Source organism: Micromonospora parva (genome assembly GCF_040649675.1).
In the GTDB taxonomy this organism is placed as follows: domain Bacteria; phylum Actinomycetota; class Actinomycetes; order Mycobacteriales; family Micromonosporaceae; genus Micromonospora; species Micromonospora parva.
Genome location: NZ_JBEZFX010000008.1, coordinates 384,658 through 400,429, shown reverse-complemented (window position 1 = coordinate 400,429; position 15,772 = coordinate 384,658). Strand labels below are relative to the sequence as shown.

Annotated in this window: 13 protein-coding genes; 5 read left to right on the top strand and 8 right to left on the bottom strand. The window is 71.6% G+C overall.

What is annotated here, in order from left to right; all coding sequences use genetic code 11:
* Positions 1 to 17 precede the first annotated feature (17 nt).
* Positions 18 to 521: a DinB family protein gene (locus AB0C03_RS22245; protein WP_357638674.1), complete on the bottom strand. Its 504-nt coding sequence runs from the start codon at positions 519 to 521 to the stop codon at positions 18 to 20.
* A gap of 134 nt (positions 522 to 655) precedes the next feature.
* Here AB0C03_RS22245 and AB0C03_RS22240 point away from each other — a divergent pair, with 134 nt between their 5' ends.
* A complete protein-coding gene (locus tag AB0C03_RS22240; RefSeq protein WP_051708761.1) occupies positions 656 to 1,561 on the top strand; it encodes a DUF72 domain-containing protein in 906 nt (301 codons plus the stop codon).
* A 37-nt stretch (positions 1,562 to 1,598) separates the two neighbouring features.
* Here the strand turns inward: AB0C03_RS22240 and AB0C03_RS22235 are convergent, their stop codons facing one another.
* Together AB0C03_RS22235 and AB0C03_RS22230 are read right to left on the bottom strand one after the other, a co-directional pair.
* Complete coding sequence (locus AB0C03_RS22235) at positions 1,599 to 1,970, bottom strand: hypothetical protein (protein WP_030335872.1); 372 nt, start codon at positions 1,968 to 1,970, stop codon at positions 1,599 to 1,601.
* 218 nt (positions 1,971 to 2,188) lie between these two features.
* Positions 2,189 to 2,818 (bottom strand): hypothetical protein, encoded by a 630-nt coding sequence (locus AB0C03_RS22230; RefSeq protein WP_210857746.1) that lies wholly within the window; start codon positions 2,816 to 2,818, stop codon positions 2,189 to 2,191.
* 198 nt (positions 2,819 to 3,016) lie between these two features.
* Here AB0C03_RS22230 and AB0C03_RS22225 point away from each other — a divergent pair, with 198 nt between their 5' ends.
* A complete protein-coding gene (locus tag AB0C03_RS22225) occupies positions 3,017 to 3,187 on the top strand; it encodes a hypothetical protein (RefSeq protein ID WP_210857745.1) in 171 nt (56 codons plus the stop codon).
* A gap of 30 nt (positions 3,188 to 3,217) precedes the next feature.
* Here AB0C03_RS22225 and AB0C03_RS22220 read toward each other — a convergent pair whose 3' ends face one another.
* From AB0C03_RS22220 to AB0C03_RS22210, 3 genes are all read right to left on the bottom strand, one after another.
* Positions 3,218 to 4,081 (bottom strand): alpha/beta hydrolase family protein, encoded by an 864-nt coding sequence (locus AB0C03_RS22220; protein ID WP_357638671.1) that lies wholly within the window; start codon positions 4,079 to 4,081, stop codon positions 3,218 to 3,220.
* 126 nt (positions 4,082 to 4,207) lie between these two features.
* Positions 4,208 to 5,464 carry an SGNH/GDSL hydrolase family protein gene (locus AB0C03_RS22215; protein ID WP_357638669.1) on the bottom strand — a complete coding sequence of 419 codons (1,257 nt, stop codon included), beginning with the start codon at positions 5,462 to 5,464 and terminating at the stop codon, positions 4,208 to 4,210.
* A gap of 175 nt (positions 5,465 to 5,639) precedes the next feature.
* The gene (locus tag AB0C03_RS22210) at positions 5,640 to 6,326 is read right to left on the bottom strand and encodes a hypothetical protein (protein ID WP_357638667.1); all 687 of its coding nucleotides are present in this window, start codon (positions 6,324 to 6,326) and stop codon (positions 5,640 to 5,642) included.
* A gap of 278 nt (positions 6,327 to 6,604) precedes the next feature.
* Between AB0C03_RS22210 and AB0C03_RS22205 the strand changes: the two genes are divergently transcribed.
* Both AB0C03_RS22205 and AB0C03_RS22200 read left to right on the top strand, forming a co-directional pair.
* Positions 6,605 to 8,662 carry a DNA gyrase/topoisomerase IV subunit B gene (locus AB0C03_RS22205; protein WP_030335863.1) on the top strand — a complete coding sequence of 686 codons (2,058 nt, stop codon included), beginning with the start codon at positions 6,605 to 6,607 and terminating at the stop codon, positions 8,660 to 8,662.
* A gap of 32 nt (positions 8,663 to 8,694) precedes the next feature.
* A complete protein-coding gene (locus AB0C03_RS22200) occupies positions 8,695 to 11,178 on the top strand; it encodes a DNA gyrase/topoisomerase IV subunit A (RefSeq protein WP_210859807.1) in 2,484 nt (827 codons plus the stop codon).
* 260 nt (positions 11,179 to 11,438) lie between these two features.
* On the opposite strand, the gene AB0C03_RS22195 is transcribed toward AB0C03_RS22200, so the two are convergent.
* On the bottom strand, positions 11,439 to 14,252 hold the full coding sequence (locus AB0C03_RS22195) for an AfsR/SARP family transcriptional regulator (RefSeq protein ID WP_357638664.1): 2,814 nt from the start codon (positions 14,250 to 14,252) through the stop codon (positions 11,439 to 11,441).
* A 349-nt stretch (positions 14,253 to 14,601) separates the two neighbouring features.
* Here AB0C03_RS22195 and AB0C03_RS22190 point away from each other — a divergent pair, with 349 nt between their 5' ends.
* Entirely contained in the window at positions 14,602 to 14,940 is a 339-nt protein-coding gene (locus AB0C03_RS22190; protein WP_245233726.1) for a peptidoglycan-binding domain-containing protein, read from the top strand.
* 146 nt (positions 14,941 to 15,086) lie between these two features.
* Here the strand turns inward: AB0C03_RS22190 and AB0C03_RS22185 are convergent, their stop codons facing one another.
* Positions 15,087 to 15,722, bottom strand: a complete 636-nt coding sequence (locus AB0C03_RS22185; RefSeq protein WP_357638662.1) for an alpha-ketoglutarate-dependent dioxygenase AlkB — start codon at positions 15,720 to 15,722, stop codon at positions 15,087 to 15,089.
* Positions 15,723 to 15,772: the final 50 nt, after the last annotated feature.

Sequence of the window (15,772 nt, the reverse complement as noted above, 5' to 3'; positions counted from 1 at the left end):
GGCGATGACGGTCGGCGTCAGCCCATGGTCTTGGCGCCGTCGATCGACTCGCGCAGGATGTCGGCGTGCCCGGCGTGCTGGGACGTCTCGGCGATGAGGTGCAGCAGCACCCGGCGGACCGTCCAGCTCGCCCCCGGCTCGAACCAGGGAGCCTGCGGCAACGGGTGCGCCGCGTCCAGGTCGAGGGTGGCGACCAACTCGTCGGTCCGGGCGGCCACCTCCTGGAAGCGCTCGACCAGAGCGGCCAGTGTCTCACCCGGTGCCATCTGGAACTGACCGACCCAGTCGACCTCCTCGCGGCCCATCGCCTCCGCGCCGCCCACCGCGAAGAGCATCCACCGGTGCTCGACGCCGGCCACGTGCTTGATGAGGCCGCCGAGGCAGAGACCGCTGACGGTGGGGCGATTGGCCGCCTGCTCGTCGGTGAGCCCGTCGACGGTCTGCAAGAGGAAACCGCGGTGCCTGCGGAGCGCCTGCAGGAGATCGGTGCGCTCACCGGTGAGCTGCTCAGTGCTGGTCATGCCGCCACCCTTTCGTCGATGTCCACCCGGTGCCACCGTATTGCCGGGCACCGACACTTCCCGGGCACGGCACCAGGTCGACGGAGGACCGCCAGCGGTTGCCGATCCGCGTCGATGGCGGTCCACTGAATGACATGGCTGTGATTAAGGTGGGCACGTCGTCCTGGGCGGACCAGTCCCTGCTGCGCTCCGGGTGGTACCCCCGCTCGGCCAGCACGCCGGCGCGTCGGCTGGGCTTCTACGCCAGCCAGTTCCCGTTGGTCGAGGTGGACACGTCCTACTACGCCATCCCGGTGCCGGAGACGACCCAGAGCTGGGTGGACGCCACACCGGACGACTTCACCTTCGACGTCAAGGCGTTCAGCCTCTTCACCGGTCACCCGACGCCGGTCACCGTGCTGCCCCGGGATCTGCGTCCGGCCGCCGGCCCGAGCCGGATCCGCCGCCGTGACCTGCCGGAGCGGGCGTACGACGAGCTGTGGACCCGGTTCCGCGCGGCCCTGGCGCCGATCGCGGCGGCCGGCAAGCTCGGTGTGGTGATGTTGCAGTTCCCGCCGTGGCTGGTGCGCAGCCCGGCGGCCGAACGCCGGATCGTCGAGCTCGCGCAGCGCTGCCGGCCGTGGCGGGTCGGTGTCGAGCTGCGGCACGGCTCCTGGTTGGACGACGCGGCCGCGGCGGACACCCTGGACCTGCTCCGCGCCCACGACCTGTCAGTGGTCTGCGTCGACATGCCACAGGGACACCCGTCGTCGGTGCCGCCGATCCTGAGCATGACGGCGGAGCCGGCGGTCGTCCGGTTCCACGGTCACAGCGACGCCTGGGTCGAGGGCGACAAGCAGGAGAAGTTCCGCTACGCCTATGCCGAGGACGAGCTGCGGCACTGGGCGGGACGGCTGGCCGAGTTCGCGGCTCTCCCCGACGAGCTGCACGTGCTGTTCAACAACTGCTGCGCCGGGCAGGCCCAGCGCGACGCCACCCGGCTGGCGCAACTGCTCACCGAGACGATGGTCGCCGATCACGCCGTCCCGACGAACGGTTGACCGGCGCACCTGCCGGCCGGCCGGGGTGCGGGTCCGGTCAGGACCGCCGTCCCCGGCTGCGCAGCGCGTCCTGGGTCGACTCGCCGATCTCCGCGTCGTCGGGGAAGGTCCGGCCACTGGGCGCGGGATCGGGTGGGGCGCCCGGCCCGGCCATCGGCGTGCGCGTCGGCTCGACCGAACCGAAGCCGTGTCGACCCGCCGGGCCCGTCCGACCCGCCGGGGCACCCGCCCGCCGCTCGCCGCGCCGGCCCTCGGGCACCGCTGTCTCCTCGCTGCCCTCGTCCATCGGTGAGTCGTCGTCGGTGCCCCAGGGCGCGTCGGCGTCGAAACCGTCGCCGGTGCCCCACGGGTTGGTCGCCTCCGGCTCCAGCCGGTCGTTGTCGCCGCTGCGTCCCTTGTGCGCCGTCATGGCCACCCCGCTCGTCGGTCCGCCGCCACCGGCGGACGATGTGCCGTCCTCGGGCCGGGCTGCCCGCCCGCCCTCGCCGCCCGACAGGTCACCGGCGCGCCGCCGCACGGGCGCCGACTCGTCGTCGCGTGGGATTCGTCGTCACTCCGGTTACACGCGCGGGGCCGGCCAGCGCCCCGCCGTCGAGGTGGCGGCGGGACGCCGGCCGGCCCGACGCTTCAGCGTCCGGCCATCGCCATCGGCCGCTTGCCGTTGCTCATTCCCGCCATCTTGATCATGCTCTTGGACGCGCCCTTCATCCCACCCGCGCGACCGAGCATCCCGCGGAACACCTGGCCGGGCTTCTGCTGCTCACCCATGTACGCGGTGACCACGACCAGCGTCCCGGTCAGCGCCGGAATGGCCCACTGGAGCAGCTTCATCTGCCGTTGCGACGAAGCCACACTGGCCGGGGTCTGGTGGTTCGGCTCGGTGGCACCGCTCACCGACGGGCCGCCGGCCTTCTCCAGCCGCATGCCGACCAACCGGCTGTAGCCGGTGACCGCGAGCGCGCCGATGGTCAGCGCGGTCTTGATGGCGCTGGCCCGGCCGACGCCGGACTGGGCCGCCACCCGTGGGCTCTCGGTCACCAGTTCGCCGACGGCGCCGGCCAGGTGGGCGCCGATCGCCGCCGCGTTGACCGGCGTCCACTTGGACCATCCGGCCGACGCGACCGGGAGCCGCTGGGTCGAGTCGCTGATTTTCGCCGCTGCGCCGTTGACACCGAAGGCACCCATGAGGGAGCCGCCAAACCAGGCCGCCAGGCCCAGATCGTGCATCGAACGCAGTGCGGTGTGCCGTTCGGACATGTGATCCCCTTCCGCCGTGTCGGGCGGTGCGGCTTACCCGCCGCTCGGGCGGCTAACCCCGGCCCGCCAGGGCCGATCCGCGCCGTGGCGGGCAACTACGGGACATCCGTGGCGTCGGTGCGTCGGCCTCGTCCGGGCAGGAGTCGTTCGCCCGGTGGCGGGTAGATCCTCCAGCGACGCCGACGAGAGGGGAACGCGATGTCGCAGCCGGACGAGAGCCGGGAGAAGACCCCCAAAACAGACGCGGTGCTCATGCACCCCGACAACGACCCGAACCGGAACACCGCCGAGGTCGCGCCCCGCAAGGAGCACGCCGAGATCCAGGTCGAGCGGGACGGTGAGCTGGTGCCGCTGGACCAGGACGAGTGAGCCGACCCGCCCCCGACGGGCCGGTACGGCTCAGCGGGGCGGCAGGTCGGTGGCGAAAGCGGCGATCCGCCGCGCCAGCGGAACGCCCGCGCGGACCCAGGTGAAGTGGTCCAACGGCGCTCCGGCCTGCGCCACTGTGTACCGTTCCCGGGTCACCGGCGCGTCGCCGAGCTTCGCGCAGAGGTGGTCCATGGTCTCGTGCGGCGTGTACTGGTCGTCGTCGACGCTGACGGCCAGCACCGGTGTCCGTACCGCGCGGACCGCGGCCTCGGTGTCCGTACCGTTGAGCCGGGGGAACCGACCGGTCCGCGCGGTGTACGCCCAGTCGCGGATCACGCCGCGCGCCTGCCGGCCACCGAAGCCCCAGCCCGGCCAGACGCCGAGCAGCGCCGCCGTGGCGGCGATGCCCTGGGTGTAGGGCAGCACGCCGAGGCCGCGCCGGCCCGGGTAGCTCCGCCAGTGCGGGATGCCGACAGCTACCAGCGCCAAGCCGTCCACCTCGCCGCCGCCGTGCAGGGCGAGGTGCAGCAGCGCGGCCTGCCCGCCGAGTGAGTGCCCGAGAAGCACTCGGGTGCGCCCGTCCAGTCGCGGCTTGAGGGCGGCCAGGACGGCGCCGACGTCGTCGGCCAGTTCGGCGTAACCGTGCCGGTCCGCCCGACTCGGCGCGGGCGTGCTCGTCCCGGTGCCGCGCAGGTCGGCGACGACCACGGCCAGCCCCGCGGTGCGCAGCGCGGCGGCGAAGGGCCGGTAGTAGCGGGCCCGGACGCCCATCGCGGGCCAGATCACCACCACCGGTGCGCCGGTCACTCCGGACGGTTCCGGATAGACCTGCACACCCAGCCGGCCACCGTCGACGTCGACGAACTCCTGCGCGTACTCCAGATCCCCGTTCACCGGCCCAGCCTACGGCCCTGACGTTACCGGCGGGTAGCAGCAGGCCGTCGACGACCGGGGCGCAGCTGACGCCGCACGCGACGGAGGGCCCCGCCACCTGGCGGAGCCCTCCGACCGACGCTGCGCTCAGGAGACCGAGATGGCCCCGTTGCTGGCGCGCACGCAGGCCACCGAGCGGGCGCTGGTGGAGGCCGCGCCGCTCAGGCACTGGCCGAGCACCTGGTGCCCGGTGGCGTTCGGGTGCCACGACTCCTGGCAGGTCTGGAAGTAGCTGACGCAGGTGTTCGCGATCCGCTGGATGGCGATCTTGTCCTTGCCGGCGAGGCTGGTGACGAAGGTGCCGGTCGCGCCGTCCTGAAGCCGGATCGGAGTGGCCAGCGCGCCGGTCGGGCTGCCGGTCTGCTCGCAGAGCCGGGCACCGTTGAAGGCCTGCTGCACGTTCAGGTACACCAGGTCGTCGGCCGGGAACTCGGCAGCGAGGGTGTCCCTGGTGGACTTCACGATGCTGCCCAGGCCCTGGGAGAAGCGGTGCCCCGGCGCCAGGCTGGCCCGGTGGATCGGGCACCCGCCCGCGTACCGCTCGGCGCCGAGGTCACGGAACTTGTCCCGGGTGTCGTCCCGGCCGTCCTCCTCGTGGAACGTCTGGTTCAGGTCCAGCGGCAGCGGGTTCGTGTAGTCCTGGAACACCACCCGGTGCTGACCGTCCGCGTCCACCTGGTCGAGGGTGGTGAGGATCTGGCGTACGGCCGCCGTGGTCTCCGCGGTCGCGGCGCTGAGCTGCGCGGCGGTGGCCAGGTCGGCGTCGCTGCACGGCTTCTGCTCCACCGGGCCGTTCAGGTACGCCCAGAACTCCCACCAGCCGGTCCAGGCGTCGGCGATGAACCGGTTGGCGCACTTCTCCGCGACGCTGCCGAAGGTGAACGAGCTGTTGTTGGAACCGAGGCCGATCAGCACCAGGTCGATGTCCTGGGTCTGCGCGACGGCGCGCAGCTGGCTCAGCTGCGAGGCCACGGTACGACCGTTGGCCCGCGCCTGGGAGGCGTTGGCGATGTCGTGCGGCTGGCCGCCGGAGCAGGCCAGGTTGAACCGGTTCTGGATGCCCGGCAGGTTGGCCTGGTGGAGCGAGGCGTTCGCCGAGCGGTGGCAGAAGAACGCGTTGTTGTTCGCCGCCGTCCAGCCGGGGAAGCCCTGGCTGACGCCGTTGACGTCGACCACCGGGGTGTACGCCCCGGCGCCCTCGCCACTGATGAAGCTGTCTCCGAGCGCCACTGCGGCGGTGGGCAGCGCGGCGGACGCGGGTGCGGGCAGCGCGACGGCGGTCGACAACGCGGCCATGGCGATCGTGAGTCCCGCGGCGAGCGCGGTACGCCGGAACCTGGGCATGGGGCCCCCATCCATCGAAAGATGAAAGATTCTCTGAGGGCGCGATCAGATCACCCCTGCACGACGGACGTCAATGGCCCGTAACAGATTCGTTCGATGAAAGACACGCGCGCGTAGGCAGGACGCGGTACCGCGTCGAGGCCGGCGTGCGGTGGTGGGGTGGTGGCGCGCGGCGCTACCGGGCGACCCGGCCGCTGCGGTTCAGCACCGCCGCGCCGGCGACGTTCAGACCGACACCCCAGATCAGGAGTACGCACAGCCACTGCACCCACCGCAGCGCCGTCATCTCTCCCGAGAGCAGGTTGCGCACGCTGCCGAACGGGGTGAGCCACGGCTGCGCGGCCTCCACCCCGCCCAGCAGCGCGAACAGCCCCAGCGGCAGGACGATGGTGGCCAGGAACGCCACCGCCGCCGAGCGCACCAACAGGCCCAGCCCGGTGCCCACCAGCCCGGCGACGAACTGCACCAGCACACTGCCCACCGCTACCGTCCAGGCGTTCCGCCACGGCTCGTCGGCGACCTCGGCCGTGGTGAGGGCGAGCGTCGCGGCGCAGATCAGCACGCCGATGACGCCGATGACGACCGCCGGCAGCCCCACCGCGAGCACGGTGGGCAGGATCGCCGGGCGCACCGGCGCCCGGCGCAGGTCGCTGACCAGCAGGATGCCGAAGAGCGGGGTCGCCACCGACATCAGGCTCTGGACGGTGCCCGAGAGTTCGGCGAAGGTCCGGTCGGCCGGAGCCACCGCCGCGACCAGCGCCACGGCGGCCAGCAGCCCCGCCACCAGGGTGCCCATCAGCAGCCACCGCCGGGCCCGGGTGCCAAGGGAGCGCCGTAGGGCATCGCGAAACGTCTCGGTCACCGCAATCGCCTCCCGATCTCCTCGCCCCGGACCGGCGCGCACCCCGCGCGCACATCGGCCGCGATCACGGCTGAGCGTACCGGCGGCGCTGTCTCTGCGTGGCCCCATGATCACCCGGCGGCTGTTCGTTGGCTCACGTCCCGAGGGACCCGCGCGGCGGGTCGCACAGGGCCTCCGACACTTGTCCTAGCCTCGGGCTAGGCTCGCTGCGGCGCGCCACGCCGGCTGATGTCGCCGGTGACCGGCAGCACACCGCCGAGACCGGGGAGTACGACCAGTTGACCGCAGAGCCTGACACCCTGTACGGGGCCGATGACCTCACCCACCTTGAGGGGCTGGACGCTGTCCGCAAGCGGCCCGGCATGTACATCGGTTCCACCGACAGCCGTGGCGTGGGTCACCTCGTCAACGAGATCCTCGACAACTCCACCGACGAGGGAGTCGCCGGCCACGCCAGCCACGTCGAGGTGATCCTGCACCCCGACGGCTCCGTGCAGGTCGACGACGACGGCCGGGGCATCCCCACCGACGTGCACGCCAAGTCCGGCATCTCCGGCGTCGAGCTGGTGCTGACCCGGCTGCACGCGGGCGGCAAGTTCGGCGGCTCCGGCTACAAGACCTCCGGCGGTCTGCACGGCGTCGGCGCGTCGGCGGTCAACGCGCTGTCCCGCCGCTTCGACGTGACCGTCCGCCGGGCCGGCAAGATCCACACGATGTCGTTCCGGCACGGCGTCCCGGGCATCTTCGACGGCGACGGGCCGGACGCCCCGTTCACCGCCGGCCCCGGCCTGCAGGTGACCGGCGCCATGAAGCGCGGCCAGCGCACCGGCACCTCGATCCGCTGGTGGCACGACGCCCGCTACTTCGAGACCGGTGCGGCGCTCGACGTCGACGCCGTCCGGATGAAGCTGCGCAACACCGCGTTCCTGGTCCCCGGCGTGACCTACCTGCTGCGCGACCTGACCGGTGAGGCGCCCGCCGAGGAGCGGTTCCACTACCCCAACGGGCTCAGCGACATGGTGGAGTTCCTCGCCCCGGCCGGCGACCGGCCGGTCTCCGGCATCCTGCTGGTCAACGGCGAGGGCACCTACCGGGAGAACGCCGCCGACGCCAACGGCGTCATGCAGTCCAACGTGCAGCGGCGGGCCGAGGTCGAGGTGGCGTTCCGGTGGGGCACCGGTTACGAGCGCACCGTCGAGTGTTTCACCAACACCATCCGCAACGCGCACGGCGGCACCCACCGCAAGGGCTTCGAGCGGGCCCTGGTCCGCGCGCTCGCCGACGCGATCCGCAACACCCGCGGTCTGCTCAAGGCCAAGGAGGAGCCACCCACCCTGGACGACGTCCTGGAGGGGATGACGGCCGTGGTGCACGTGCGGATCCCCGAGCCGCAGTTCACCTCCCAGACCAAGGACGAGCTCTCCACCACCGGCATCACCAAGGTGCTCCAGTCCCTGGTCGACGCGCACGTCAAGGCCTGGCTGGAGGACCGGCGCACCAAGGCCGAGGCGCGCACCGTCCTGCAGAAGATCGTCGACGCCGCCCGGGTGCGGCTCACCCAGAAACAGCAGAAGGACGCCGCCCGGCGCAAGACCGCCCTGGAGGGCGCGTCCATGCCGCCGAAGCTGGTCGACTGCCGGGCCACCGGCATCGACCGCAGCGAGTTGTTCATCGTCGAGGGTGACAGCGCCCTGGGAACGAGCCGGATGGCCCGCTCCTCGGAATACCAGGCGCTGCTGCCGATCCGCGGCAAGATCCTCAACGTGCAGAAGGCCAACCTCCAGCAGGTTCTGGACAATGCCGAGTGCGCGGCCATCGTGCAGGTGCTCGGCGCCGGCTCGGGGCGCACCTTCGACCTCTCCGCGCTGCGTTACGGCCGTGTGCTGATCATGGCCGACGCCGACGTGGACGGCGCCCACATCCGGACGCTGCTGATCACCCTGTTCGCCCGGTACATGCGGCCGCTGATCGAGGCCGGTCGGCTCTACGCCGCGATGCCGCCCCTGCACAAGATCACCACCAAGGGGCGCAACCCGCAGACCGTCTACACCTACACCCAGGCCGAGATGGAGACGACGGTCCGCAAGCTGGAGAAGGCCGGCAAGCAGATCGTCACCCCCATCCCACGGTTCAAGGGTCTCGGTGAGATGGACGCCGACGAGCTGTGGGACACCACGATGAACCCGGCCACCCGTGCCGTCCGCCGGATCACCCTGGACGACGTCGAGGCCGCCGAACGCATCCTCGAACTGCTGATGGGCGAGAAGGTCGAGCCGCGCCGCAACTGGCTGATCGACTCCGCCGACCGGGTCGACCGGGAAGCGATCGACGCGTGAGCATCCGTCTCGCTCTAGTGGAAAGCTGAGTCATGGCACGCCGTAAGGAAAACAAGGTCGACCTCTCCTCGTTCGACCAGGCCGGCGCGCGGGTCTTCGACAATCCGCTGGTCACCGAGGTTTCCGACTCCTACCTGGAGTACGCGTTCTCGGTCATCCACTCCCGCGCCCTGCCCGACGCCCGCGACGGCCTCAAGCCCGTGCACCGGCGCATCCTCTGGTCGATGTACGAGCAGGGTTACCGCCCCGACCGTGGGCACGTGAAGTCCGCCCGAATCGTGGGCGACACAATGGGTAAGTACCACCCGCACGGCGACACGGCGATCTACGACGCCATGGTGCGCCTCGCCCAGGACTTCTCCCTCAACGTGCCGCTCATCGACGGGCACGGCAACTTCGGCAGCCCTGACGACGGCCCGGCAGCATCGCGGTACACCGAAGCGCGGATGTCCCGCGAGGCCATGCTGCTCGTCGGTGAGCTGGGCGAGGACACCGTCGACGTCGAGCCCAACTACGACGGGTCGCTGACCCAGCCGACGGTGCTGCCGGCGGCCTTTCCCAACCTGCTGGTCAACGGCGCGTCCGGGATCGCGGTCGGGATGGCCACCAACATGATCCCGCACAACCTGGCGGAGGTCGTCTCCGCCGCCCGCTGGCTGATCAACCACCCGGACGCCACTCTGGACAAACTCATGGAGTTCGTCCCTGGCCCCGACCTGCCCACCGGCGGGGTGCTGCTGGGCCTGGACGAGGTGCGCCGGGCGTACGAGACCGGGCGCGGCGTGGTGCGGATGCGCGGCAAGGTGGAGATCGGCCCGATCGAGGGCAGCCGGGGCCGCCAGGCGATCACCGTGGTCGAGCTGCCCTACGGCGTCGGCGCGGAGAAGGTCATCGCCGCGATCACCAACGAGGTCACCAAGACCAAGCGGCTGACCGGCATCGCCGACGTCAAGGACCTCACCGACCGGGAGAGCGGCACCCGGCTCGTCGTCGAGTGCAAGGTCGGCGTCAACCCGCAGGCGCTGCTCGCCGACCTCTACCGGCTGACCCCGCTGGAGCAGTCGTTCGGCGTCAACAACCTGGTCCTGGTCGACGGGCAGCCGCGCACGCTGGGTCTCAAGGCGCTGCTGGAGGTCTTCCTGTCGCACCGCTACGAGGTGGTCACCCGACGCACCTCGTACCGCCGCCGCAAGCGTCAGGAGCGGCTGCACCTGGTCGACGGTCTGCTGATCGCGCTGCTGGACATCGACGAGGTGGTCCGGCTGATCCGGGGCAGCGACGACGCGCAGGCCGCGAAGGACGGGCTGATGAGCCGGTTCGGCCTCTCCGACATCCAGGCCACGTACATTCTGGACACCCCGCTGCGTCGGCTGACCAAGTTCGACCGGATCGAGCTGGAGGCCGAGCAGGAACGGCTGCGCGGCGAGATCGCCGAGCTGAGCAAGATCCTCGACGACGAGCGGGTGCTCCGCAAGGTGGTCTCCGACGAGTTGGCGTCAGTGGTCAAGCAGTTCGGCACCGACCGTCGGACGACGCTCGTCGACGGTGACCTGAAGGAGGTGCTGGCCGCGTCCGCGCCGGCCGGCCCGCTGGAGGTCGCCGACGATCCGTGCCAGGTGATCCTCTCGGCGACCGGGCTGGTCGCCCGGACCGCTGCCGAGTCGGAGGAGAGCGCCGAGGGGCGTCGCCGCAATGGCCGGGTCAAGCACGACACGGTACGCGCCATCGTGCATTCCACCGCCCGGGGCCGGGTGCTGCTGTTGACCAGCGCCGGTCGGGCGTTCAAGGTCGACGTCCTGCCGCTGCCGGTGCTGCCCGAGCAGGCGGGCACGGTGTCACTGCGGGGTGGTATGTCGGCGGCCGAGCTGGTGCCGTTGGCGGCGGGGGAGACCGTCGTCGGCCTGGCGCCGCTCGGCGGGCAGGCGGATGGCTCCCCGGGGCTGGCGTTGGGCACCCGGCAGGGCGCGGTGAAGATCTGCGCGCCGGAGTGGCCGGTGCGCTCCGACGAGTTCGAGGTGATCGGTCTGCGCGACGGTGACGAGGTGGTCGGTGCGACCTGGCTGACCGACGGCGCCGAGACGTTGACGTTCGTCACCTCGGAGGCGTCGCTGCTGCGCTTCCCCGCCGGGTTGGTCCGCCCGCAGGGCCTCAAGGGCGGTGGTATGGCTGGCATCAACCTGCCGGCCGGCGCGCGGGTGGTGTTCTTCGGCGCGGTGCGCACCGACGACCCGGGGCATGGCGATCCGATGGTGGTGACCTCCACCGGCGCGACGGTGAAGGTGACGCCGTTCAAGGCGTACCCGGCGAAGGGTCGGGCGACCGGCGGCGTGCGCGCGCACCGCTTCCTCAAGGGTGAGACGGACGTGGCCGTTGCCTGGGTGGGCCCGCGACCGGTCGGCGCGACCGGCACCGGCGACCCGGTGGAGCTGCCCGCGGCGGATCCTCGGCGCGACGGCAGCGGCTTCGCGGTGATGCTCGGCCCGACGGTGGTGGGTCACCTGATCGAGCGCGACTGACCCACCCACCTGCGGCGTCGCCCGAGCGTGCCAGGTCCGCCGAAGATCGTGCTCGATCCTGGAAGTAGTGGCATCACCGACGCGGTGATGCCACTCGATCCTGGATCGAGCACGATCATGGGGAGCGGGGTCTCCGGAAGAGCGCTATGGTGGGGCCCTCTGTTGTCGGCGGCGGTGGAGATCCCGATGGTCGGCCACGGCCACAGCCTCAACGTCGCGGTAGCCGGCTCCCTGGTCCTCTGCAAGTTAGCCGGCCTCCTCTAGCACAAGGCGAGACGTTCGAGGCGGCGGCGGACCTCCTCGGCTGCGGGGTCGCGCACGTCCTCGTAGATCCGCGCAGCCAGGCGCCAAGCGGCAGCGGCGGCGTTCCGGTCGCCCATCCCTTCCCGGGTGTCCCCTAGCCGGATGAGGGTTTCCGCCTCGTGGTACCGGTCCGCGGAGGCGCGAAAGAGGTGGATCGCCTGCTCGTAGCAGTCGACCGCGCGGTCGCGTTCACCGAGGCGGTCGTAGGCGAACCCGAGGCTGTCCAGCGTCGCGGCCTGACCGTTGCGGTCGTCGGTCCGGCGTTGCTGGTCGAGGGCCTCCCTGCAGCTGGCGATGGCCTGGACGTAATCGCCGGTGGTGGCGAGCAGCCAACCGATCGCGTTCAGGGTCCGGGCTTCGCCCGCGTGGTTGCCGACGAGCCGGTAGAGCCGCAGCGCCTCGCGACCGTGTGTGAGCGCCTCGTCGAGCCGGCCGTCCAGGTAGCAGAGTTCGCAGTAGTTGTGCAGCGTCTGGGCCTGGCCGATCGGGTCGCCGAGCCGTTCGTGCAGCTCAAGCGCGCGCTTGAGCCGGTGCTCGGCCGTGGTGCGGTCGCCCAGTCGGATCAGTGCGCGGGAGAGCAGCCGGTTGGCGACGGCCTGTCCGGCGAGGTCGTCGATCTTCTCCGCGGCCGTCAGCGCGACACTCTGGATGGCGAGTTGGTCCTGCCAGAGGCCGCGCGGCGCCGAGAAGGTGGTCAGCGCCCACGCGATCTGCCAGGCGTACGCTTCGAAGCCGTTCTGGGCGGCCTGTCGGACCACCCGGACCAGCACCCGATGCTCCACCGTGAACCAGGCGAGTGCGCCGTCGTGATCGGTCACCGGCCGCCTGGCGGGTACGGGAAGCGGGGCCACCGGCTCGATTGCGGGCCACTGCGGCTGCAGCAGCAGGGCGGCCGGGTAGGCGGCGTGCAGGTAGTGGTCGTACAGGCGCTGTCGGGCTGCGACGTGTTCGTCGCCGCGTTCCGACGACTGCGCGAGTTCGGCAGCGTAGGCGCGCAGGAGGTCGTGGAAGGCGAACCGGCCGGGCGTGTGTTCCGTCAGCAGGTGGAGCCGGGTCAGTTCCCGCAGGATCGGTGTGACGGCGGTGGCCGGCACGCCGGCGAGCGCCGAGGCCGCGGCGGCGGTCAGGTCCGGGCCCGGATGCAGCCCCAGCAGGGTGAACAGCCGGGCCGCGTCCGCACCGAGGGCCAGGAACGACCACGAGAAGACGCGCCGGACGTCGCCGTCGGCCAGCGCGTCCAGCCGTGCCTCGGCCCAGTGCAGTTCGGCGGCGATCGCGCTGAGCGGAAACGTGGGATGGGTCGCGGCACGCGCCGCGACGATCGACAGTGCCAGCGGAAGCCGGCCTGCGGCCTCGATGATGTCGGCCACGGCCCCCGACGCGGAGGCTAGCCGGTTGTCCCCGAGACGTCTGGCCAGCAGGCTCATCGACTCCTCCGCCGTGAGCACGTCCAGTGTCAACGGCGTGGCGCACTCGCTGGCGACCAGGCCGCCGAGTCGGTCACGGCTGGTTACCACGACCATGCAGCGGCCCGCGCCGGGCAGCAGGGCGCGCACCTGGGCGGAGTCGCGAGCGTTGTCGAGCACCAGGAGCATCCGACGGGAGGCCAGCAGGCTGCGGTAGAGACCAGTCCGCGCCTCCGTGTCGGAGGGTATCCGCGCGTGGGGCACGCCGAGCGCTTCGAGGAAGCCGGACAGGGCGTCGGCCGGGGACACCAGGCCGACTTCGTCGTAGCCGCGAAGGTTCACATAGAGCTGGCCGTCCGGGAAACGGTCGGCCACCCGGTGCGCCCAGTGCAACGCCAGGGTGGTCTTGCCGACTCCGGCCATGCCGGACACCACAGAGATGGTCACGCTCGTGGGCAACTCGGCCCCGCCGCTCAGCAGCCTGTCGAGGCTCGCCAACTCGACGCTGCGTCCGACGAACTCCGGCACCGCACGTGGCAGTTGCTCGGGACGTTGATGGAGCGGCCCCACCGCCGTGCCCGACGCCGGCCGGTCCGGCCCCGTCGGTGGTTGCGCCGTCAGTCCCGGGCGGTGATGCAGGATGTCGTCGTACAGTGCGACGAGCTCGGGTGCGGGATCGAGGCCGGTCTCCTCCGCCAGTTTCTGTCGGGCCTGCCGGTAGGCGTCCAGCGCGCCGGCCACGTCTCCGATGCGGTACAGGCCCACCATCAGCTGGCCCCACGCCCGCTGTCGCAGCGGGTGCCTGTCGAGCAGGCCGCGTAACCGGTGCACGACGTCGGCCGACGCGCCGAGGGCCAGCATCGCCTCGGCGTGGTCCTCCTCGACGAGCAGCCGGCGTTCCTCCAGTTGCGCCACCCGCCGCGCCAGCCGTGGGCGCAGTGGCAGGTCGGACAGTGGTGCACCACGCCACAGGCGTAGCGCGTCGGAGAGTTCGGCCTCGGCCCGGTCCAGGTCGGCAGCGGCGAGCGCCTCACGACCCCGCGCCGCGGCGGCGTCGAACAGGTCCAGGTCCCGTTCGTCGGGGCCCACCCGCAGCAGGTAGCCGCCGGCCGCGGCGGTTATCCCGTCCCAGGTCGCCCCACCGCCCAGTGACCGCCGTAGTCCGCGTACGTAGGTGCGCAGGTTCGCGGCGGCCGACGGCGGCTCGTCGTCGCCCCACAGCATCGCTGTCAACTCGTCGGTGCCGACGACCTCATTCGGGCGCAGCAACAGGGTCGCCAGCAGGAGACGCTGCTTCACCGAGCCCAGTGGAACCGACCGGCCGTCGTGGTACACCCGGAACGGGCCGAGGAGTTCGAAACGCAACCAGGCACCTCACCTGTGGGCACTGCCATGTGCTGCCACGTTTACAACACCCGGACAACGCGGGCGAGCGGATGTCTGTACGCCAGTTGTGCGGCGGTTGTACGGGGCCCACCGTACCGTTCTACCGTCCGCACCGCCCCATCCACGAGCGTCCACCCCTTGCCCCCGGTCGACTCGTCTCGTCGTGCCCGGGGTGGGACCGCGTGGCCGGCCGCCTGAGGGCCGATGTGGCCGGTTTGACCCCTCGTCATCATCCCGACGACCTGAACATCAGATTGGATCACACTCAATGAAATCCAGGATTGCCGCGCTACTGACGGCCGTCGCACTGGCGTTCACAGCAATGGTCGTGACAGCAGGTCCGGCCTCCGCCGCCACGGCCCCGTGCCGCCAGTACAGCTACGGCTACGGCGGAACCGGCAACTGCGTCAAGGCCATTCAGGGCATCGCGAACGTCCTCTCGATCACCAACGCGGCGCGGTCCGAGGCGGGTCCGGTCGCCCGGGACGGTCGCTTCGGCTCCCAGACGCAGGCCGCGATCATCAAGATCCAGCGTGCGGCGGGCATCGCCGTCGACGGATACGTCGGCCCGCAGACGTGGCGGGCGCTCTGCTACTACGGGGCGTTCTGGGGACACGACATGCAGGCCAAGGCCGACTACCGCTGGGCGAAGTCGTACGCCTGCTGATCCGCCCATCAGCCGGCTGCGACGCAGCTGCCGACCAGCGACTCGCAAGGTAGGTCCGGACGCGGGGGGTGTCCGGACCTACCTTGCGGTTCCCCCGGCCTCATCGCCGTCGCGGCGGTGGGGCGGCTGCCGCCCGGGGGCCAAGGTCAGGCGACGTTGTGGGGGCGGAACTGAACGCTCACGCGAGGGCCCACCGGGCGGGTGGTCTTGGGGATGGCGTGCTCCCAGGTGCGTTGACACGAGCCGCCCATGACGATCAGGTCGCCGTGGCCCACCGGGAAGCGGAGGCTCTCACCGCCGCCGCGTGGGCGGAGCAGCAGCGGTCGGGGCGCTCCGAAGGAGACGATCGCGACGATGGTGTCGCTGTGCGCGGAACGGCCGATGGTGTCGCCGTGCCAGGCCACGCTGTCGCGCCCGGAGCGGTAGAGGCACATGCCGGCGGTGACGAAGGGCTCGCCCAACTCGGGCGCGTAGTGGCTGGTCAGCGCGGCCTGCGCGGCGGTGAGCACGGGGTGGGGGAGTTGCCGTGCGCCGTCGTACCAGCAGAGCAGCCGGGGCACGTCGACCTCGGCGTCATACATGGTGCGCCGCTCGGCCCGCCAGGGCACCTCGGTGAGCAGGGTGTCGAGGACCGAGTCGGAGCCGCGCACCCAGCCGGGGAGGTGGTCGACCCAGGCGCCCCGGCTGAGCTGGTGTCGGCGGATCTGGCCGGGCAGTGGTCCCAGTGTGGGCCCGGCGTCGGCCAGGTCGAGCATCGACGGCTGGTAGGCGGCCTGCGTCATGCAGCCACCCTAGCAGCAGTTTCGTACACCCGTGCGAATGGTGGCGGTGG